Annotated in this window: 20 protein-coding genes and 1 pseudogene; 13 read left to right on the forward strand and 8 right to left on the reverse strand. The window is 51.8% G+C overall.

The window, feature by feature from the left end; all coding sequences use genetic code 11:
• Positions 1-98: 98 nt before the first annotated feature.
• From LFE_RS01990 to LFE_RS02020, 7 genes are all read left to right on the forward strand, one after another.
• Positions 99-1,169: a WD40/YVTN/BNR-like repeat-containing protein gene (locus tag LFE_RS01990; RefSeq protein WP_050989543.1), complete on the forward strand. Its 1,071-nt coding sequence runs from the start codon at positions 99-101 to the stop codon at positions 1,167-1,169.
• A gap of 107 nt (positions 1,170-1,276) precedes the next feature.
• Entirely contained in the window at positions 1,277-1,885 is a 609-nt protein-coding gene (locus tag LFE_RS01995; protein ID WP_014448608.1) for a hypothetical protein, read from the forward strand.
• A 4-nt stretch (positions 1,886-1,889) separates the two neighbouring features.
• A complete protein-coding gene (locus LFE_RS02000) occupies positions 1,890-2,240 on the forward strand; it encodes a DsrE family protein (RefSeq protein WP_148272513.1) in 351 nt (116 codons plus the stop codon).
• A 26-nt stretch (positions 2,241-2,266) separates the two neighbouring features.
• Positions 2,267-2,656, forward strand: coding sequence for a hypothetical protein (locus tag LFE_RS02005; RefSeq protein WP_014448610.1), 390 nt, complete (start codon positions 2,267-2,269; stop codon positions 2,654-2,656).
• On the forward strand, positions 2,653-2,922 hold the full coding sequence (locus LFE_RS02010) for a hypothetical protein (RefSeq protein ID WP_014448611.1): 270 nt from the start codon (positions 2,653-2,655) through the stop codon (positions 2,920-2,922). Before LFE_RS02005 ends, LFE_RS02010 begins: the two co-directional genes overlap by 4 nt.
• A 12-nt stretch (positions 2,923-2,934) precedes the next feature.
• On the forward strand, positions 2,935-3,744 hold the full coding sequence (locus tag LFE_RS02015; protein ID WP_014448612.1) for an ABC transporter permease: 810 nt from the start codon (positions 2,935-2,937) through the stop codon (positions 3,742-3,744).
• Complete coding sequence (locus tag LFE_RS02020; RefSeq protein WP_014448613.1) at positions 3,741-4,652, forward strand: ABC transporter permease; 912 nt, start codon at positions 3,741-3,743, stop codon at positions 4,650-4,652. The genes LFE_RS02015 and LFE_RS02020 overlap by 4 nt, the downstream gene beginning before the upstream one ends.
• Before the next feature lie 16 nt (positions 4,653-4,668).
• Here the strand turns inward: LFE_RS02020 and LFE_RS02025 are convergent, their stop codons facing one another.
• Complete coding sequence (locus tag LFE_RS02025; RefSeq protein ID WP_014448614.1) at positions 4,669-5,694, reverse strand: hypothetical protein; 1,026 nt, start codon at positions 5,692-5,694, stop codon at positions 4,669-4,671.
• Positions 5,695-5,798: 104 nt separating this feature from the next.
• Here LFE_RS02025 and LFE_RS02030 point away from each other — a divergent pair, with 104 nt between their 5' ends.
• A complete protein-coding gene (locus LFE_RS02030) occupies positions 5,799-6,995 on the forward strand; it encodes a trans-sulfuration enzyme family protein (RefSeq protein ID WP_014448615.1) in 1,197 nt (398 codons plus the stop codon).
• 41 nt (positions 6,996-7,036) lie between these two features.
• Here LFE_RS02030 and LFE_RS14600 read toward each other — a convergent pair.
• Positions 7,037-7,489, reverse strand: a pseudogene (locus LFE_RS14600) (DUF2231 domain-containing protein); the annotation flags it as partial.
• Positions 7,490-7,885: 396 nt separating this feature from the next.
• On the opposite strand from LFE_RS14600, the gene LFE_RS02035 reads away from it, so the two are divergent.
• The 3 genes from LFE_RS02035 to LFE_RS02045 all read left to right on the forward strand — a co-directional run bounded on the left by LFE_RS02035 (position 7,886) and on the right by LFE_RS02045 (position 11,338).
• Entirely contained in the window at positions 7,886-9,292 is a 1,407-nt protein-coding gene (locus LFE_RS02035) for an outer membrane beta-barrel protein (RefSeq protein WP_014448616.1), read from the forward strand.
• 131 nt (positions 9,293-9,423) lie between these two features.
• The gene (locus LFE_RS02040) at positions 9,424-10,899 is read left to right on the forward strand and encodes an ammonium transporter (RefSeq protein WP_014448617.1); all 1,476 of its coding nucleotides are present in this window, start codon (positions 9,424-9,426) and stop codon (positions 10,897-10,899) included.
• A gap of 100 nt (positions 10,900-10,999) precedes the next feature.
• Positions 11,000-11,338, forward strand: coding sequence for a P-II family nitrogen regulator (locus LFE_RS02045; RefSeq protein WP_014448618.1), 339 nt, complete (start codon positions 11,000-11,002; stop codon positions 11,336-11,338).
• A gap of 68 nt (positions 11,339-11,406) precedes the next feature.
• Here the strand turns inward: LFE_RS02045 and LFE_RS02050 are convergent, their stop codons facing one another.
• The 5 genes from LFE_RS02050 to LFE_RS02080 form a co-directional block, all read right to left on the reverse strand.
• Positions 11,407-13,911, reverse strand: coding sequence for a heavy metal translocating P-type ATPase (locus LFE_RS02050; protein WP_014448619.1), 2,505 nt, complete (start codon positions 13,909-13,911; stop codon positions 11,407-11,409).
• An 89-nt stretch (positions 13,912-14,000) separates the two neighbouring features.
• Positions 14,001-15,266, reverse strand: coding sequence for an MFS transporter (locus LFE_RS12835; RefSeq protein ID WP_050989460.1), 1,266 nt, complete (start codon positions 15,264-15,266; stop codon positions 14,001-14,003).
• A 1-nt stretch (position 15,267) separates the two neighbouring features.
• Positions 15,268-16,554: a glycosyltransferase family 9 protein gene (locus LFE_RS02070; RefSeq protein ID WP_014448621.1), complete on the reverse strand. Its 1,287-nt coding sequence runs from the start codon at positions 16,552-16,554 to the stop codon at positions 15,268-15,270.
• A 39-nt stretch (positions 16,555-16,593) separates the two neighbouring features.
• A complete protein-coding gene (locus tag LFE_RS02075; RefSeq protein ID WP_014448622.1) occupies positions 16,594-17,334 on the reverse strand; it encodes a cytochrome b/b6 domain-containing protein in 741 nt (246 codons plus the stop codon).
• Positions 17,335-17,495: 161 nt separating this feature from the next.
• Positions 17,496-18,281, reverse strand: a complete 786-nt coding sequence (locus tag LFE_RS02080; protein WP_041773938.1) for a carboxypeptidase-like regulatory domain-containing protein — start codon at positions 18,279-18,281, stop codon at positions 17,496-17,498.
• Between the two features lie 143 nt (positions 18,282-18,424).
• Here LFE_RS02080 and LFE_RS02085 point away from each other — a divergent pair, with 143 nt between their 5' ends.
• Positions 18,425-19,474 (forward strand): DMT family transporter, encoded by a 1,050-nt coding sequence (locus LFE_RS02085; RefSeq protein WP_014448625.1) that lies wholly within the window; start codon positions 18,425-18,427, stop codon positions 19,472-19,474.
• A gap of 28 nt (positions 19,475-19,502) precedes the next feature.
• On the opposite strand, the gene LFE_RS12840 is transcribed toward LFE_RS02085, so the two are convergent.
• Positions 19,503-20,222 (reverse strand): phospholipase D-like domain-containing protein, encoded by a 720-nt coding sequence (locus LFE_RS12840; RefSeq protein ID WP_014448626.1) that lies wholly within the window; start codon positions 20,220-20,222, stop codon positions 19,503-19,505.
• Here LFE_RS12840 and trxA point away from each other — a divergent pair.
• Positions 20,221-20,646: a thioredoxin gene (gene trxA, locus LFE_RS02095; protein ID WP_081495313.1), complete on the forward strand. Its 426-nt coding sequence runs from the start codon at positions 20,221-20,223 to the stop codon at positions 20,644-20,646. The two genes, LFE_RS12840 and trxA, sit on opposite strands and share 2 nt — an antisense overlap.
• Position 20,647 lies beyond the last annotated feature (1 nt).

Below are 20,647 nucleotides of genomic sequence, written 5' to 3' on the forward strand. Positions count from 1 at the left end.
ACTTAAGGTGATGGGGTTGTCTTTGTTTTCGCCAAATGTCTTTGATGAAAGGCGGAAAGAAGGAGAATTCATGGGGATGGGTTTTCAGGGGAGGTATGATGACAGGATCTAATGGTAAAAATGCATTGAAACTTGGGAAGACTGGTTTCGCAAATAAGGCATCTATGGTATTGGGTACGTTTGCTGCTTTCCTTCTGTCTGTAGGAGTTTTTGTCAGCCCTGTCAGCAAGGCCATCGCTTCGGATGATCCCAAATTCGGAGGATGGGTATTCAGGGACTCCCTTGATATCAGTATTCCTTTTAATGGACTTTCTTTTGTCAGCCCTTCGGAAGGCTGGGTAACGGGAGCTTCCGGTTCCATCCTTCACACATCCGATTCCGGGAAAACATGGACGGCTCAGGTTTCCGGAACAACCCACTGGCTTCAGTCAGCAGCATTTGTGAGCCCGACCAAGGGCTGGATCGTTGGGAACCAGGGCACAATCCTGACGACTGACGATGGTGGCAAAACTTGGGTCCCTCAGAACTCCGGTGTTCGATTTGATCTCTATACCGTGACCTTCCTGAATCCGACAGAAGGCTTTGCGGGAGGTTTTGCTGGGACGCTTCTCCACACAACCGATGGAGGGGCAACCTGGAAAAAGGTGTCTACAGATACAGCCCAATGGATCATGAGTATCTTCTTTCTGAAGAGCAATCCTTCAAACGGATGGGCAGTTGGTCAGGATGGCCTTGTTCTTGTTACAACAGATGGTGGTGCGACCTGGAGCAAGAAACGAAACCCGGTTGGGAAAGATCTTTATGGTGTCTATTTCTCTGATGCAACCCATGGTTGGGCGGTTGGTACGCATGGAATCATAGAGTTTTCCTCAAATGGAGGTATCTCCTGGTCCATCCAGAACGGGATGGGTGTTGGACCTCTTGGTCGAGGAATCGAAGGCGATGAACGGGAGCTGAATGACCTTCATGCGATCACTTTTGTGGATGATAAAACAGGCTATGCTGTCGGTGTTATGGGGATACTTCTGAAAACTACCGATGGTGGCAATCATTGGAGCCTGATTCCTTCAGGGACCGGCCTGGATCTTTATAATATTTCTTTTCAGGGACCAGGTAGCGGCTGGATTGTTGGTGTTGGAGGCATGATCCTTCACTTGGGGAATAGCTGATCCAGAGGATCTTTTCTGAAAAAGAGGGCTGGCTTCCCGGAGTTTGCTGGGTCCAGCCCTTTTTTTATCCCTTTTTCCCTCATTCTCAAATATGCTAGGATCAATCCATGATTAATTATATTCCGTTGACGTTTTTTGGTTTGATAGCTGTTGTCGGACTTGCTTTTTTTGTTCATGGCTTCATGAACCGGCAAAAAATATTTGCGGATTTTCAGGAGTTGGCAAAAAAACTCGACGGTCGGGCAGGGAGGGATAACATCATCTCATACCCTTGGTTTGAGGGACATGTGGATGGGCGGGATCTCCGTGTTTTTTTTCACACTTCTGAAAATCATACTGTGAGTGTCTTGAATCTGGTTTCGGAGCTCGGGATTGCTTCTGATGCCCATTTTGTCCTCCTCCAGAAGGATGGTTTTCGGAAGCCCAAACCGGAAGATCTGGTCAAGCTCCAGGCGGAAGTTGGTCCTGCGCTTGATATTCCCGTTCCATTTGATGTTCGGTCACCGAATGCGGAAGAAGCACAGCGGGTGTTATCTATGCCACCTGTTGTCAATGCATTGGGGGAAATGACCCCGTATAATCAGGTGCTGGTCTGGGATGGCCGGATTCTCTTCTCGAAGCAGTTTGATGGTGTCCAGGAAACCAATCCTGCTGTTTTTCAAAAGACGTTGGCCAATATGGTAGGGCTTTGTCATGCCATTGAGTCCGGAATCTAGGGCGGTGTCTGAAAGTCAAAAACATGTAGTCGTGCTTCTTGTCAAAAGTCCGGAAATGACCCAGTTTTTTTTGGCCATCAGAATGGCTCTGGCGTTTCTTTCGACAGGAGCCAGACTGACCCTTTTTGTCATGGATGATGCTGTCCTTGGGCTTCTTCCAAGAAACTACAGGGATCCTGCCTCGTTTCCTTTGGCTCCAGTCCTGTCTTCAGGAGGAGAAATTCTGGTATGCCAGAGTACAGCGGAACCAAGAGGTCTCCTGGCGGAAAATTTGCCTCGTGGGGTTTCCTTTGAGACACAGGTTCATTTGGGCCAATTGTCTTCCGAAGCAGATCTTTTTCTTCCCTTCCTTTAGGTCACAAGGTCTCCTGAGAGGAATGCATGAGTGTTGAACCATTAAACAAAAAGGTCCTCTTTGTCATAGAGGAGTCTCCCACTGCCCACCTCAGACATTTTGAGGCGATGAGGATGGCCTTGGGATTTTCCGTCACACACAGTGGCATGAAGATCCTTCTGAGGGGAAGAGGGGTTCTCGCTCTTCGGGAAGTTCATCCCGAGTTGATCGGTTTGCCACCAGAGCTTTTGGAGGTGTTGCCTCTATTGGGAGATCTGTCAGTGGGAATCCTTGTCGAGGCAGAAAGTCTCTCCGAGTACCTTCCGGACTGGACGGCATCGGGTCCTGAAACGGTTATTTCGCGGGCAGAAGGAATGGATCTGATTTTGGGGTCGGATCTGGTTCTTGGATTCTGGAGCCCCGGGAGAGCCGCATGAATAGAAACCGTCTATTGTTCCTGACACTTTTTCCCCCTCCAGAGGGGTTCCGTGATGTCCGTGAAAGACTTCTGGCGAGTTCAGAGCCACATGCGGTTTTGCTGGCAGGCGAGGGAGTTCGAAACTCTATGCCGGACTGCGGGGAGCTCTACCGTTTAAGGGTGGATCTTGAGGGGCGAGGAATGATTCCCGGTAAAGATGCCGTATCCGATGAGGAGGCTGCCCGAATGATCCTTTCTGCTTCTTCCGTCATCACGTTTACCTGACAGATTGTCCCCATGAGGATCGTTAAAGGGAAGATTCGACCGGTCTGGATCATTTCGCTCCTCATTGCATTTCTCTCAGTTCCTATCCTCCTGCATTTCTCCCAAACGATTTTGAATCCCCAGACACAGAATGCAAAAGAGGTTTTGTGTCCTCCTGGAACGCCCGGTCATCTACTTGGATGTGATTTTCTGGGGAGGGACAATCTCTCAAGGCTTCTTTCAGGTTCAACGGTTTCGTTGGGGATCGGACTGATGGTCGGATTCCTTTCCACGATTATCGGAACCATGTGGGGAGTTCTTTCCGGAGCTACGGGTGGTGTTGTGGACCAGGTGATGATGAGAATCCTTGAGGTCTGGTTTGCTCTTCCGGAAATCCTGATCGCAACAATTCTCCTTCTTGTTCTGGGACATGGGGCAATGGCTGTTGTCGTCGCATTGACCTTTGGTGGATGGATGGGGGTTGCGAGGGTGATTCGTGGGGAGACGCTCAGGATCAGGGAGCAGCTTTATATGGAAGCCTCCCGTTCTGTTGGAACAAGACCTTCCTGGATGATCCTGAAGCACTTTATTCCAAATTTGTTGCCGGTGATGGGAGTCCTTCTTCTGTTTCGAATTCCGGGTGGGATCTTAGGAGAGTCAACCCTCAGCTTTTTGGGGTTGGGGATATCTCCTCCCCACTCCAGCTGGGGGACTCTGGTGAACGAGGGATTCAAGGCGCTTCCAATGACCCCATGGGTTCTTTTGTGGCCGGCGCTGGCGATTGTGGCTACGCTTTTATCCTTCCAGTGGATTGCAGAAAAAATTGGGAGATCCCCATCATGAAGAGGCTAAGGGGAAGGCTTTTGGGGGCGATCTTTCTATTGTGGGCCGTTTTTACCCTGACGTTTTTCCTGTCGCGATTTGCTCCCGGAAATCCTTTTGCCGGAGACAGGAAGCTTCCTCCAGAGATCATGGCCAACATTCTGGCCTATTACCATCTCGATCGTCCGCTTGGAGTCCAGTACCTTGAAGGATTGAAGCATGCCATCGAAGGCAATTTCGGCATGTCTTTTAAAAATCCGGGTCTGTCGGTAAACGATATCATTTCGAGGGCGCTTCCTGTTTCGCTGACTTTGGGGGGAGTGGCCCTTGTTGAGTCTCTTGTTCTTGCCATTCTCATAGGCCTTGCCATTGCGCTTTCAGGTCAAAAAGTCTCAACGGCGATCCGGTTTTTTGCGACATCGCTTGTTGCTCTTCCTTCCTTCTTGCTGGCAACGGTTCTAATCGCTGTTTTTTCAAGTTATATGGGTCTCCTGCCACCCGCCCTCTGGGAAGGCTGGAGATCTCTTATTCTGCCTTCCTTTTCCATCAGCCTTGCACCAGCGGGCTATTTGGCCCGAGTTTTTGCGACAAGTCTTTCAGAAACGATGGAAAGTCCCTTTTATCAGGCTGCAAGGGGGCATGGAATTGCCCGGGTTTTTTTGTTGGCACGCCATCTGGTGGCTCCATCCCTCAACGGTCTGCTGTCGATTCTGGGTCCCCTGGCGGCTTCTCTTTTGACAGGATCTTTTGTGGTGGAATCGATCTTTGCGATCCCGGGGCTCGGAAGGGTTTTCGTGTTGTCGGTCATGAACCGGGATTACCCTATGATCATGGGGACAACGATGGTCTATACGGTTCTCCTGGCGTTGATGACCCTTTTGGGAGACTGGATCGTGGAGAGAGTTGACCCCCGCATCAGAGCTTTATAGGCAGGTGTGTGAACCTTTACTGGAATAAGGGATTCCAGAGGGACTCACCTTTTTTGGTAATGGAATCAATGACTGATTTCTCTATCCCTATTTTTTCCATCTGTACAAGAATATCCTGGAAGGACGCCTGTTGTTGGCCTATGCGTCCAAGACAACTTTTCTGGATGATGTAGGTTGACTGGAAGATAGCTGCCGCTTCCTTGCTCTTCCATCTTGTTTTCCAGTTGACCTCATTGCTGGTTGACCCATCCGGGTTCGAAAGATACAGCTCCATGCCTTTCAGAAAATCGTCCCTTTTTCTTCTTGATGCGATGGGAAAAAGGTCGGCTTTTTGATTGCCGTGTCCTTTTTCGAAGGCGGAGAGGTCTGTGAAGTGTGCCCATCGAGCCAGATCTTCAGCGTCTTCCTCGCTCAGGCCCAGGTCGGTCGCGATCTGGAAGGCTCCCTGAGCCAGACGCTCCCTGAATCCCATCGGCTCTTCCCTGAAACGTTCAAACGATTGGGAAAAAACCGAGATTTCATAAGTTGTCAGATTCGCGATCATTGCAACCGATTCGAACAGGGAAAGATTCCCGATAAAGATATCCCGGAAAGACATCATCGGATTTCCGGAGACAATGGCCGCATGCACTGAAAGAAGAGCCGTTGTTGTCACCTCAATGTCAGAATGTCCACCAAGCCCTATGGAGGTCATTCCGATGCGGATCTCCGGAAGGCTTGTGTCATTGGCACCCGGAAGGCGTCTGGGTCCCCCTTCCATGATTCGCGACGCAACAATCCTCGCTCCGTCAGCGCTGGTTTCAGGTAATAGAAGAATCTCGATATCAGGTCCGAGCTCGAAGTAGATATCAGGCGTCCGGACGTAAGGAGAGACAATGTTGTCGAGGGAAACAGGGGACTCCCCTTCCTCTGTCTTGACGACTGCGATCAGAGAGAGATCCCGGCCATATCTGAATGCCCTGAGTACTTCCTTCGAGATCTCGGGGTGTGATCTGACCCATTCCACAAGCGATTTGATGCTTTGGGGGAAGAAACTCGACATTCAGTATCCTTTTTGTAATGTTTCTTTTTGATCAAAGTTTGGTTTAAATCTGTTGATGGTATTATGAAAGAATTGTTCAGGTTTGAAAAGTTATGGGAGGGAAATTGAAGAATAAAAAAAACTATCTGACCCCGGGTCCCCGGACAAAATGCATCCATACAAGCGGTCCGGAGGATCCCTGGCGTGCGCTGACGCCTCCGTTGTACCAGACGTCAACGTTTACTTTTCCCGATTTTGATCAGGTGGACCGGGTTCTCAAGGGGGAGGAGGAGGGGTTTGTCTACGGAAGAATGGGAAACCCGACGACCGAGCGTTTCGAGACTCTTGTCTCCGAGCTCGAGGGGGGAGAAAAAACACGGGCATTTGCCTCCGGAATGGGTGCCATATCTGCCATCCTGATCCATTTGACGAAAAGCCGTCCCGAGATGGCTTTTCCAAAGGTCCTTTACGGGGGGACGAGGGCATTCATTGAAAAATATCTGATCCCCCAAGGGTGCCTGATCCACTGGTTCGATCCACGGGAAGAAGGATGGGGAGAGGAGCTCTCTCGAAGACTTTCCCCGAAAACCGCTGCCGTGTTCGCGGAAACCCCTTCGAATCCGGTGATGACGGTCATCGATCTGGGGAGACTGTCCGGAATCGCCAAAAGTGCAGGGGTTCCACTGGTTGTGGACAATACCTTTGCGACTCCTATCCTTCAGAAGCCTCTCGCCCTTGGCGCCGATATCGTGGTCCACAGTGCCACGAAATATCTGGGCGGCCATGGAGACCTTCTTGGAGGGACTGTTACAGGGAACGCTTCCCTGATGGAACGACTTTCTTTTGAAGAGGGTTCCTATCTGGGCGCGACGCTTTCCCCCTTTCACTCATGGCTTCTCCTTCGGGGGATGAAAACCCTTCCCCTCCGGATGGAAGCCCATTGCCGGGGAGCGATGAATATTGCCGAATTCCTGTCGCATCATCCCATGGTGAAGTCCGTTCATTACCCGGGGCTTCCCGGAGACCCGGGACACAAGGTGGCCGCTTTGCAGATGAAAGGTTTTGGAGGGATGCTTTCTTTCTCTCTCGGGGATGATCAAAAGGCAAGAAAAGTCGCTTCCAGACTTGAATTTTTCAAGATTGCGGTGAGTCTTGGTGATCCCGAGAGCCTGATCGAGCATCCCGCTTCATTGAGCCATCGTCAGATGTCGCCCGAAGGCCGGATGGCCCTGGGGATCGATCCGGGTTTTTTGAGAGTGTCTGTTGGACTTGAGGATCCGGAGGATCTGATCCTGGATTTGAAAAGAGCACTGGAAGCGTAGATCTCCTGAAGATCGGGGCGTGCTGATTTTTTTGCAGTGACCCCATAGTGGAAGACAAGCCTCTCTCCCAGGATTCCTGTGACCAGAAAGCTTGCAAGAGCCAGAAAAGAAAAAAAGGCGGCCAGAGGTTTTAGAAATACACTTTTTTGCATGTTTGTAGTCCCCTCTCTGGCTTTTAACCCGATCAGAAACCGGGTGAGCAGGATAAAGAGTGTCAGAAGGGCGGCGTCTCCGTGTTTTTCTCCCGGGGAGAACGCCGCTCCTGGTCCCATCGCACGCTCTTTCATCGCCAGGGCAATCCACCCTGTGCCAACCGTTATGATCAGAAGGATGATCAGTCCTTCAAGCAGATTTCCGGCAGTTTCTCTCTTTGTTATGGAACCCTTTCCTGTCTGATTCCTCGAAAAAATCCGAAAAAGATCCCACCCGCACCAGCCAATCCCAAGGGTAAGAGTGAAATGAACAATGATAGGGTGAAGATGGGCTAAAGCCATTTTGGGAATACGCCTTTCTGAGCTTTGAGACCTTCAAAATTGTCATCAATTTTGATTTCAATATTGTCGAATTTGGTATGCGAAAGAAGAAGGGCTAAAGCGTAAGTATTTTATAAACGATATTATTTTTTCTGGCACGGAAATTGATAATAGAGGTGCGTCACCCTGTTAAGGGGGGTCTGCCCCCTGGTGAATTCTTCCCGTTTTCGAAAGAAACGGAAAGTGCAAGGCTTCCCCTGGAACAACGCTGTTCCAATCCTCTCTCCGTCGAGAAAGCCACCTGTTTTTATCCTGATCGTCTGATGGCATTTTTATGCCCATCGCGGTTTCCTAATCTATTTTTTGACAACCAATATTAGCACTTTTCACTGGAAAACTCTTTTAAAGGAGAGACTAATGAAACGACGCTTTCCGGAAGCGAAAGGCCGATCTGCCGGGGTTTTGTCCCTTGCGGTCGCATCTGCGATGGTCCTTCTCGCCGGTCTATCCTCCCCGCATCTTTCTTATGGGGACAGCTCCTCTCCTCAAACGACGACAACGGCTCCGGCCACATCCCCGGCACCTGTCACTCCGGCAGCTCCCGTAACACCCGCTCCGGCAGCCACGCCAGCTCCAGCGCCGGATCTGATCCTTCCTTCGATGAATGTCCATTTCAAGGGCTTTATCGATGTGTACGGGCAATATAACCCGACCAGCGCATCGACAACGGATTTCCGGGCCTATGATTACGGTGCAAACTCCTTTAATGTCAACATGGCGCAGCTCAAGTTCTGGCGTCCGGACGACGACGGGATCGGCTTTGTTCTCCGCGCCGACTTTGGTCCAGGCGCCTACGCATCCGCCCAGAATTTTTCTCCGGGGTATTTTGGGGCGTTGGGGGGAGGGCATGGAGGAAGCGCTACAGGATCATTGGCCAGCGCTGGTATGCCTTACTCCGATTTCTGGCTGGAGGAAGCGTATATCAACTTCTTCGTTCCCGACACCAACAAGGAGCTTGAGGCCTATGCCGGACAGTTCCAGACACTGGCGAACTTCGAAGTGATCCAGCCCACCGGGAACTGGATGATCTCCGACGGCTACACCTTTTTTCTCGGACCCTATACCCACACCGGCGTCCGGATGCACTACGCCCCCAATGCCACCACGAATCTCTATCTCGGGGTGAACAACGGCTGGAACGGCAACATGCAGTCCAACGAAGGGAGCTACTTCCAGGATATCGAGCTTGGTCTGGTGGCCAACCCCATCTCCTGGCTGAACATCAACTTCTCCGGATATCTGGGCCCGCAGGTCAGAAACGTCTATTTTGATCCATTGGGGCTTGCTGGAGGTGTTCAAAATGCTGCTCCATATAATGAGAGTACACCAACATGGAGAAACTACGGTGCCTTTGTCGTCGAGGTGGGGCCGATCGACCATCTGTGGTTCGTCACTGACGATTCCTACGGCTGGCAGGCGGAAGGAAATGTCAACTCGTCCGGCACCCCTGTCGGAAACGCGACCTGGTATTCGAGCGAAAATTTTGTCCGCTACGACATCAACGATACGATGGATGTCGTTGCCCGTTACGAAGTCTATTATGATCCAAACGGTTTCATGACCGGCATGCCGGGAACCGCGATCAACGACGAGTCGATCGATTATCAGTGGAACTTCATGCCCAATGTCATCAGCCGGGTGGAGTATCGCCACGACAACGCCAACAATCCGCTTTTCAACAATTCATTTTATAATGCGGGTAACCGGGGTCCGGCACTCTATTCCCAGGACACCGTCGATGTAGAATTGATCTACTCGTTCTAGACAGGACTTTTCCACCTTCTCCTTTTGGCCGTATCCCTGGAGGATCGGCCTGAGGAGAAGTTTTCAGGAGACTTTCCCGATCGTCGTGATGTCATGACGATCACAAACTGGACACTTTCAAGGAGAACTCCATGAAATCCATTTTATCCAATAGAAGTTCCTGGATTGCCGGGATTGCCCTTGGGCTTCTGGCCCCGGTTATGGCGTTTGCGGATACCACGCCCACGCCACCTCCACCGACGATTGCCGCGGTGGCCTCCGATACCATCTGGACGGTTGTGGCTGCTGTTCTCGTCATGTTCATGCAGGCAGGGTTCGTGCTTTTGGAAGCCGGTCTGACCAGAGCCAAGAATGCTGGCCATATCGCGGTCAAGAATATTGTCATCTACTCCATTTCCTCTCTGGTGTTTTGGGCAGTGGGTTTTGCCATCTGCTTCGGAACGGGAAACTCCATCATCGGAACCTCGGGATGGGGGCTCGATGTGGCGGACAAGGATATTGCGACTGTCTTCGCATCGCTCTCCTTCAGTGATGTTCCCCTGTCGGCCAAGTATCTCTTTGAGGTCGTGTTTTGCGCTGTCTCCCTGGCGATCGTCTGGGGTGGCATGGCAGAGCGTACAAAATTTTCCACCTACATCATCTTCGGCGTGATCTTTTCCGCGGTGATCTACCCGGTGGTCGGCCACTGGATCTGGGGTGGTGGATGGCTTTCAACTCTGGGGATGCAGGATTTCGCGGGATCGACCGTGGTTCATCTTCAAGGTGCCGGTGCGGCTCTGGCGGGTGCTCTCCTTCTCGGACCCAGGATCGGAAAATACACCAAAGACGGAAAATCCAACGCTATTGTTGGTCATAACATTCCTTTCGTGGTTCTTGGAACCTTCATTCTCTGGCTCGGGTGGTTCGGATTCAACCCGGGTTCCACATTGATGGCGACGACTCCTTCTGTCGGCTACTTTGCCTATATCGCCATGACCACAAACCTTGCGGCTGCGGCCGGTGCCCTGGCGGCGATGTTCACCGCCTGGAAGATTCTGGGTGCTCCTGACATGAGTATGGTTGCCAACGGTGCCATTGCTGCCCTTGTCGCCATTACCGCTTCCTGCGCCTTTGTCGATCCATGGGCCTCGGTTGTCATCGGTGCCATCGCCGGTGTCATTGCCGTAGTCGGTGTTCTTGCCATCGACCGCATTCATATCGACGATCCTGTCGGAGCGGTTTCTGTTCACGGTATGGCCGGTATCTGGGGTACTCTTTCCAACGGGCTTTTTGCAACCCCCGACCGTGTCAAGCTTCTGGCTGTCGGAACACCCGGCCTTTTTTATGGCGGTGGTTTCCATCAGCTTCTGGTTCAGGCGGAAGGCGTCAGTGCTTCCCTGGCCTATGTCTTCTTCGTATCGCTTCTCGTCTTCTACGTCATCAAGGTCACGATCGGACTTCGTGTCTCGGAGCATGACGAGGTCAGCGGTCTCGATATCAGCGAACACAAGATGTGGGGATATCCAGAGATGTTCTCCGGAGGATTCGGTGGTGGAACAGCCCCTGGTGAGCTTGCTGGCAGAAGTGAAATGAGCATGGCACAAAAGCCTGTGACTCAACGAACCTGATTGCCAAAACGGATGGGCTCCGGTTCTCCGGAGCCTTCCATCGGCTGGGACCAAAGAATGTGTGATATAACCCGGGATTTTCAGGGAAAGGAATCAGCAGATGAAAAAAGTGGAAGCCATCATCAAGCCGTTCAAGCTTGACGCAGTCAAGGAAGCGGTGACCAGCCTCGGCGTGTATGGCATGACCGTAACCGAAGTCAAGGGATACGGCCAGCAAAAAGGCCACACCGAGCAGTATCGCGGGGCCGAGTTTGTCGTGGAATTCATCAACAAGATCAAAGTGGAAATCGTCGTTTCTGATGCCAAGGTTTCCCCGGTTGTGGAAGCAATCCGTCGCACAGCCATGTCCAATTCGATCGGAGACGGTAAAATCTTTGTCTCCCCGCTGGAAACAGCAGTGCGAATCCGTACCGGAGAAACAGGAGATGCCGCCCTGTAGTTCGAAATATTCCAAAGAAAGATCGTTCGGGTACAAAAAGCCCTCCGGAAAATTTCCGGAGGGCTTTTTTATGTGGATGGGAATTTTTTGACGGGAGAGTCGCTTGCAACGTTTGCCAGCAGAAGGGAATTGCCGACGACGATGACAGAGGAGGCTGCCATGGCCAGACCATCAAAAGTTGGAGGAATGAACTGGTGGGTCAGCGGGTAAAAGACTCCGGCCGCGAGGGGAATGCCCGCAATATTATAGCCAAACGCCCACCACAGGTTTTGCCGGATTCGGGAATGTGTCAGCCGGGCGACATGATGGGCAAATGCCAGGGGCCCGAGACCGGATGGAGGGAGTAAAAGATCCCCGCGTTCCCTGGTGATGGCGGCTCCTTCCCCCATGGCAACGCCAAGATCGGCTCTGGCCATGGCGGCCGCATCATTGATCCCGTCCCCCACCATGACCACGATTTCTCCCTGATCGCGCCATCGACGGATCATCTCTTCCTTTTCCAGCGGGGTTTTCCCGGCATAGGTTTCCGTGGGAGGAATTCCAGCCAGACCGGAGATTCTCATGGCTTCTTCCTCATGATCTCCGGAGAGGAGGGAGGTCTTGATGCCCATTGTCTGAAAATAATGGATGACTTCAGGAGATTCCGGCCGGATGGAGTCCTTCAGGAGGTAACGGCCAACATATTTTCCCCGGTAGGCGACTGCCACAATGGATCCTTCCTCCTTCCCGATCCCCTCAACCGGAAGAATGATTCCATGAAAAGAGAGAAAATCCGGACGTCCGAGAAGAAGCTCCTCATCCGGACGGGATCTCCGGCTCCCTTTCATCCCTTCCCCCTGAGACTCTGTTACCACCCATGATTCTTTTTGTTCCTCGGGAGAGATGGCGACATGAAGGGTGTTCATCCGAAGTGCCAGGGCCCGGGCCAATGGATGGGTTGCCAAAGAGACTACCGGAAGTAGGATCGGGACCAGGTCTTCCTCGGAGGAGGATCCGTTCCAGCTGGTGATTTCCGGTGTGCCTTTCGTCAATGTCCCTGTTTTGTCAAAAACGATCCGTGTGGCTTTTGCAAAGATTTCCATTGCGGATCCCCGCCTGAAAATGATTCCTTTCTTCAAGGCAACCGATGATCCAACAAGAATGGCGGTGGGTGTGGCAAGTCCCATGGCACATGGACAGGCCACGACGAGAACACCGATCAGGGCAGTGGTGGAAAGTGTCATGTTGTGGGTCGTGATGAAGAAAACGGCAGAGGAGATCAGGGCAACGGCTATGACGGCCGGGACAAACACGGATGCGATACGGTCGGCCAGATGCTGGATCGGTGGCCGGTCATTCTGGGCACGCCGGATGGCCATGACCATTCTTCCAAGAACCGTATCTGTTCCTGTCTGAGTGATCCGCATCCTGAACGGATCGGCCGTATTGGCGCTTCCGCCGATGATCCGCTCACCCGAAGATCGCCTGACGGACAGGGATTCCCCTGTCATCAGGGATTCATCGAGAAAGGCCTCCTGAGATTCCAGGTTCCCGTCGGCAGGAACCCTGGCACCTCTTGGTACCTGGATGACATCTCCCGGAGACAGGGATTCGATGGGAGTTTCCTTGACCGAGCCGTCGGGAGAAATCAAAAAGGCATGGTCCGGCAAAAGGGATCTTGTTCCCTCCAGAAGGGAGACGGCGCGGTTTCGGGCAGACAGTTCGAGGATCTTTCCTGTCCTGATGAAAAAGAGCAGCAGTCCTTGAGTTTCGAACATGGTCATGGGTGTGACGCGGGCAAGGGCAAGAAGGCTATAGATCAACGCTGAGAGGGTCCCGAGGGCTACGAGCGTATCCATGTTGGCCGAGCGATTCTTGAGGGCGTTATAGGCCCCCCGGATAAAAACTCCTCCTCCGACAATCTCAAGAAGAATCCCCAGGATGGCTTTTTCGAATGCCCAGAATCCGGTTGTTGGTTCGTGAAGGGGGAAAATCAGGGCAACGGTCAGGGCTCCAGTGAGAAAAAGTCCCACAAGTTCATGAAAGAAGGCGTTTTTCGTTACCAGTTCTTCCGGGGGAATCGGAGTATATCCCGACTCTGTAACGGTTTTAAAGAGCTTTTCGGGAGTTGTTTCTGTGGGGTCATAGGACAGGCTGCATGTGGATGTGGCGAGATTTACCCGCACGTCTCCAACACCTTTTTGTCGGGTCAGTGCCTTTTCGATCGTAAAGACACATGTTGCGCAATGCATTCCCTCAATATGAAAATCGAGAGGAGTCGTGGCCTTAGCGGCCGGCATACCGGCTTTTTCATTTTTCACCACCGGATTCTCCAGTGGTCGGGAGGATGGATCCCTGGCCTTTGGCAGTGGTTCTCCGGAGTCGTCGCCGGAGGCTTCGTAGCCTTCCTCTTTCAAGGCCTCCCGGATGACGGAAAAATCGATCGGGGTGGTTGATTCAATCTGGGCAGACCCCTTTTCGAGAGACACGTCAGCCCGGGTGATTCCCTTCTGGTTTAAAAGGGCCTTGGTCACGTGTCGGACACAGTTCTGGCAGGTCATTCCGGAGACCCGAAAACTCTGTGTGTGAGGCAATTTCGACTCCTTGTTGGTGGGGTTTGAAGGGAAGGTCAGACAGATGTCAGAGAAAGATTATCCTCCGTTCGTATTATGTGGGCAAGAACTCAGGGGGACGGGAGGGAAGCAGACGGAGGTCTCATGACGGATGTTCGATAGAGAATGAGAAAAAGAATCAGGGAGAGAACCCCGAAAGCCGCTCCCATATAAAGGGGAGTGTTGACCATTCCTTTTTTCCAGAACAGACCGGCCAGTGCCGGGCCAAAAACGGCAGCCACTCCAAGGGAGGAGAGATGGATGCTTTGGGCCCATCCGGCATGCTCCGGCCTGACCAGTTGTCCGGCAAGGGCCTGTCTGATCCCACCAGGCCCCCGAAGACAGGCAAATCGGAGTGTGAAAAGTGCGCATGCCCATCCAAAGGATGATGGAAGTGGCATCAGAAAAAGAGAGATGACTGCCAGGAACTGGAGCAGGACTGTAGCTCTTAGCAGATGGGAATGATGGTGCTTGCGGGCAAGAAGAGCGGAAAAAAGGGCAGCTGCCAGAAAGGAAATTCCCAGAACGAGTGAAATGGTTTGTGGTCCCATCTGGAACCTGAGCATGAACCAGTATGAGATCGAGGGATCGGTGATTCCCATGGAAAGCCCGAAAAGAGCATTCGATGTCGCAAGCAGAAGCAGGCTCTTTTTTTCACCGGGGAGAAGGGGGGAGTTGGGATGATCGACAGACCTCCCCTTTATCTTTGTTTCCTCAAGGACTCCTGCCTTCCTCAAAAGGAAAATATTCAGGAGGGAAGATGCAATCATCAGAAGAAGAAGTCCCTTGAGATTTTCCAGAGGGAAAATTTTCATTCCATGAGGCAGAAATGCTCCGGACAGGCCACCGATTGCCATACCGGAGAGCCCTGCTGCCAGATTGCTGCTGACCGTGGAGAAAAGGCGTTCGAGGTGAATGGTCTTGAGGATGGTCGTCTGTTCCGCCGGTGTAAAAGGGCCCGGGGATCCATTGGACCTTTGTCCAAGTCCCGAAAGAGCCGCTGCAATCCAGATCCAGACCGGATGGTGGTTCCAGAGAAAAAAAAGGCATGGCGTCATGGTCAGGAGCTCGCCTGATACAAGGATGGGAATCCCCCTTCTCCGATCCGCGATCCGGCCAATGGCCAACGTCAATAGAAAATCGAAGAGCAGTCCGGAAGAAAGGGCGATACCCGCATTGACAGGAGACCAGCCCAACAGATGGAGATCAGGCAGAAACCAGACGATCAGGAAGCCCTGGGCGATCCCTCTCAAAAACCGATTTGCAGAGAGGATCGGGATAATGGTCATGGAGGACTTTGTTTCGGGGAGTCTCTGGATTCGGGGTGAATCGCTCAATTCAAAGGGTCTTTATCTTCACTGGGGAGTCCTGGATGAGTCCCGGGGTATGCCTCTCATTTTGTGGAGAGTATCTTGCCGGATTGAAACGCCATTCCTGCGGTCCCGGATCTTTTTTGGGAGAGGTCAGAAGCGATTCCATGGCAAAGAGGACCGATTCCGGGGAGATCGCCTGAATGCATTTGTTATCCCCAGCGCAGGGAGGTGTTGGTGTCTGGTGGAGGCAGGGGCTGCAATAGATAGGTTCATAAAGAAAAATGCTTTTGGGGGGATTGGGCCGGTAAAGGACAAGATCCGGATGGGTTGGACCGAACATCGCGACCGTGGGGGTTCCCAGGGCAAGTGCCAGATGAAGGGGCCCACTGTCGTTTGTCAGGAAGAGGGAGGCTTTTTTGAGAAGGATCGCCGTTTCCTGAAGGGTCAGTCGTCCGGCCACGTTTCTCATGAAATGTCGGGAGCCGGAGAAGGCTTTGAGTATGGGTTCGTTGTATTGGTATTCTCCGGGGCTTCCGGGAAAGACAACGTTGGTATCCGGAAACCTTTGGAAAAACAGTTCGAGCAGGCGGATGAAATGAGCCCTTGGCCAACGACGCTCATGAGAAAGTTTTGATGCATTGGGATTGATGACCAGAAGTCTTTTCTGTGGATCCGGAAGGTTCAGTTTTTCGAGAACGCGTTCCTGTTCTCTGAAAGAAAAAAGAATTGGTATCTTGGGGGATTGTGCTAAGGGTCCAAGTCCCAGAAGGTTTCCAATCTGCCTGAAGACGGTGGACAGGGGCTGGTGTCTGTTGAAATAGATGGAATGGGTGAGAAATCGGTCCCTCGACCGGCTGGGCTTGCTTTTCAATCCCACCCGTATCGATGCTCCGCTCGCGAGGGAGAGAATCATCGAGAGTGATTGATGTGTGTGGATCTGCAAATCGATAAAGACCGTTGGTTTTCCCTTTCGGAGGATGCGAATTTTTTTCCAGAACTGGAGAGGGGACTTTAGAAAATGACCAAGTCCCGGATTGGAAAACAGGATGGTTCTTGTAATCTGGGGCAATATTTTTGCGAATTCCTCATTTTTTCTATGTGTCAGAAGAATAATGCCGGATTCGGGAAAACGATTCTTGATGGCATCTAGAAGCGGAATGATTGTGACCAGACTTCCCCATCCGGAAAATTTGGAGACAATGATATCGCCCGACATTCCGTCCGGGAGAAGGTCCGCTATGGAGGAAGGATCCTGATCGCGGTGCTCTTCAAAACGACGGTCATCCGCTTTTTTTTCGGGATTGCTTGCCATTATTCCCTTTCAGGGAGATTTTTCGGCCTATGACTTGCGTCAATCCGAAGCATTCCCTTCTTCCAGAATTTTTTCATATTCCATCATAGCCTGTGGAGGAAGATTCTTCTTTCCATGAATCATCGACGAGAGAAGATTCGTTCCGAATGTCAATTCGCTCATGATAACGCCACCGATATGGAGGATGACAATCGCGACAATGATATACATTCCGGTGCTGTGGATGTTTGAGAGAAGATCATCAATGGATTTTCTGGTGGCATGATCCATATTGTGGAGAGCCGGAACCGGCCAGTAGCCCCAATTGAGACTTCCCCATAGGACCCCTGTGACAATCTGGAGAGGCAGGAGGATGAACAGAAGGGGAATATAAAGGAATCGCCCAAGACGGTTGTGGCCAGGTTCTGGTGGTTCCATCGGCTGTCCATTTTGATCTTTGGGCGGATTTTTGTGAATGCTGATTTCGTGTCGCAGCACTCCCAGGACCGACTGTCCTTTTTCGGTAATCCTGAGATCTTTGACGCGGCTGAAGGTTTTCCCCCGGAAGAGAAGAAAAAAGCGATAAAGAAAAAATCCTGCGAAGACAAGTCCAACGACCCAGTGGGTTTTTTTGAAGAGTCCGGAGGTTTCTTTGGAAAGACCCAGTTCCTTGTGCCAGTCGAACAGAAAGGATGTTTCCAGAAGGAGGAGGATGGAAAGGGCATTTGCCCAATGCCATATCCGTAAGCCTGGCTCCCAAATCTTCATGGTTTTCATATCGGATTTTGTATCAGTGTCCAACTTTTGGCTCCTGTCGTGCGATCGGTTTGTCGGTGATGGCGAAGGTGCTCGTCTTGAGAACTCTTTTCATCCGTGAGAAGGATCGGCCACAGGGAGGTTCAAGTCAATAAAGATCCGTTTTCGGAGACGATGGTGTTTCTCCGTTCCACTGGCCGCCCTTTTCAGGAACCGGTATCCGGTAATATGAGATGGGCCCGGGATTTCGTGCACGAGGTTCCTTCCTGGTGACGGATCAGCTGCAACTGAAGATAGGAATCCCCTGTCGGAAGTTCGAGTGTCTGGTGAACAGGACAGAATCCTGAAAAGACAAGGTCCAGGATATAACGCCCGGCGACCATGGGAGGGGCGATGAAGCGTCCTGTCGGATCAAGAGAGATCTCCCTTGTGGTTTCTCCCGGCCCTTCCGCTGTCAGAAAAAAGCTCAGCGTTGGAGAAGCCGTCCCGGACTTCGGGGCGGAAAGACCGTTGATGATCCCGGATAGAAGGGCTGGTTTCGTCAGGTGTTTTCCTTCGTTGTCGATCGCTTTCCCGGACAGGATGATGGTTCCCTGACCGCAGTGGATGAAAGAGACTCTGACAAGCTCAATTCTCAGCGGCACTGGCTGACCGGGGTTTTTAGGAACATTGATCGATCCCTTGATGGGGCAGTAGCCAACCGGCTGTGTTGAAAGGGCATAATGTCCCGGCAAAAGATCCGCTTCAAACGAACCGTCGGCTCTTGTGAGGAGTTCCCGATTGGTTCGGGTGCCGCTTCCCTTCAGGAAAATGGTTGCGTGATTGATTGGAAGCCCCTCCGAGATCAGTTTGCCCGATATTCGGGTTCGTTCTCCATTGGAGGGGAGTGACCCCTGGAGAGTTTGGCAAGCGGATAAGGAGAAAAGTGTGAGGGCTACCAAAACGATCGACATGGACAGCGGGGAAGAAAGGGGCAGCCGAGTCTTTTTCACGAGAGTAAACCCTTTCAATGAAAAACTGTTAGAATTTTGCAAACGCCTGACCATGAGGATAACGAAAAAAAGGGAAGGGGCAGGACCGGGCTATCTATTCTTGAAGTATAATCGATTTTGGGGTTCTTGGAAAACAGAATGATGTGCGGACTCCCCATGGACGTCTGCTTGTCCTCTATGTTCTCTTTCTGGTGGGCTTTGCCCGGACCGGATTCAATCGATGGAAGAGGGATGTGAAAAAAAGATTTTCAACGCTTGTCGGCGGGTATTGGGCAATCGCCTTGACGACCCTGATCTGGGGTTTTCATTATGTCGTTCTGTATGAACCTTTAAGAATGCTTACTCCCCGACATTTTTTGACGTTGCGTTTTGGTTGGGGAGCCATTTTGTTGCTTCTTCTTGGCCCCAGACTTTTTTCCCTGCTGAAAGAGCTCACATTGGGTCAATGGTCCGGTTTGGCCTTTTTGGCGTTCCTGTCGACCGTTTCCTATCAGATTTCTTTTTTTAAAGCGGTCTCTCTCCTTGATCCCCTCACGATTTCACTCATTTTGTCGCTTGGCCCCTTGATTTTGGCTGTATTTGGGCATATCGGTGCAGGCGAGCGTTACAAAAAGAGTCAATGGGGCGGGATGCTGGTGGTTTTTATGGGGACAGCCGTTCTCGTTGGCGGAGGTGCTCCCGTCGGAAGCGGACCATTCTGGTTGACCGGATTATTATGGGGGGCTCTTTGCCTTTTTCTGTTTGTCCTTCAGACTCTTTGGTCCAGAAGACTTCTCCGGACGCTCCCGCCGTTGACGGTGACCGTCCTGCCGATCCTGATCGGAGGACTGTTCATCGCCCTGTCCAGCCCGAAAGAACTGCTTCTCTCTCCAGACGAAAGAGTTCCGGTCGTTTATTTCGCCTTGTTCTATACGATTGGCATCGCGCTTTATCTGGCCTATTTCCTCTGGAACCGGGCCCTTTCCGTCCTGGGAAGCACCCGAACGAGTTTTTTGGTCAATGGGCAGCCCATTGTAACGGCTCTGGGCGCAATTATTTTTTTGGGAAAGCCTCTCTCCTTCCATCAGGTCGCTGGAGGACTTTTGATGCTGTCTGGCTATGCCCTGTTTTTTGTTCCGGAGTTTCTGGATAAGCCGCTCCCGCTCGGAGATGCTCTTGACGTGGCATCGAACGGGGAGAGCATGCCCCAATAACGGCCTTTTTTTGGGAAGTCGTGGGAGGTCAGTCGTATTTTCTCCTGCGGTGTTTGGCTTTGGGGAAGTGTCTCATGTTGTTTGGTCGATTCCAGAGATGGTCAAATTCTTTCACAAACTGTTTTGCCATGATCGGGTCTTCCGTGAGAAATAGGTTGTTGTCCTGCTGGAGCCTGTGACCGCAGGAATAACGCCGGCATGCGGCTCCTTCTCCGGGGGGAGACCAGTTGGCCGATCCTGTCCTCAGGATCCTGCCATCGACGATGTAGGACTTCAGATGCATGATGTTGCTTCTTCCGTTTCGTTTGATGCGGATCTCTATTCCAGGTTGGTTAAGCAGTTTTTGACTCTGGTCTCCATGGTCGTGTATTTGTGTCCGGTCACGGTAAATCCGGATTTTGACCCCTTTTTGGGCTTCCTGAAGGAGTACTCCCGAGAGATTCCTGTCGGTAAAGGCATACATTGCGATATCAATGGATTTTTTCGCTTTTTTGAGGATTGCGATATCGATCTTTTCAAGATTTTCCGACGGGGAATAGTGCTCTCCCATTTTCGGGGATCCCTCAAAAAAGGAGCTTGCCGATGCAACGGAGAGCATTCCGGGAAAAAGAAGGAGAAAAGCAACGAGCGTGCTGGCTATCCGGAGCGGACCCGTTTCCTTATCCCCTTGTCGTGTTTCATGTCGGGGACTATGATGAACGGATGTCAACGGGTTTGTAACGGATTTCTTTTGAGTGGAGGAATTCATGAGTACTCCTGTCAGGTGTCCTGCTTGTGGTGTGGTAAATAATGTTGACCCCGGAAGGCCAGGACCGCGTTGTGGGGCATGCAAGGCCCCCCTCCCGGTAGGAGGAGCTCCGATTACGGTGACGGATGCCAGCTACCAGGCGCTTGTCCTGTCTTCGCCTGTTCCGGTCCTTCTGGACCTCTGGGCTCCATGGTGTGGTCCCTGCAGGATGGTCGCACCCATACTGGAGCAACTTGCAAAAAAGTACAACGGAAAAATCACCGTTGCCAAGCTCAATGTGGACGAAAACCCGGATACTGCCCAGCGCCTTGAGGCCAGAAGCATCCCCCTGATGGTGTATTTTAAAAATGGAGTTCCCGTCCAGCGCCTTGTCGGGGCCATGGGGCTTTCCGAAATTGAGCGCTCCCTTGGTCTATCCAATTGAA

This window comes from Leptospirillum ferrooxidans C2-3, assembly GCF_000284315.1.
GTDB lineage: Bacteria > Nitrospirota > Leptospirillia > Leptospirillales > Leptospirillaceae > Leptospirillum > Leptospirillum ferrooxidans.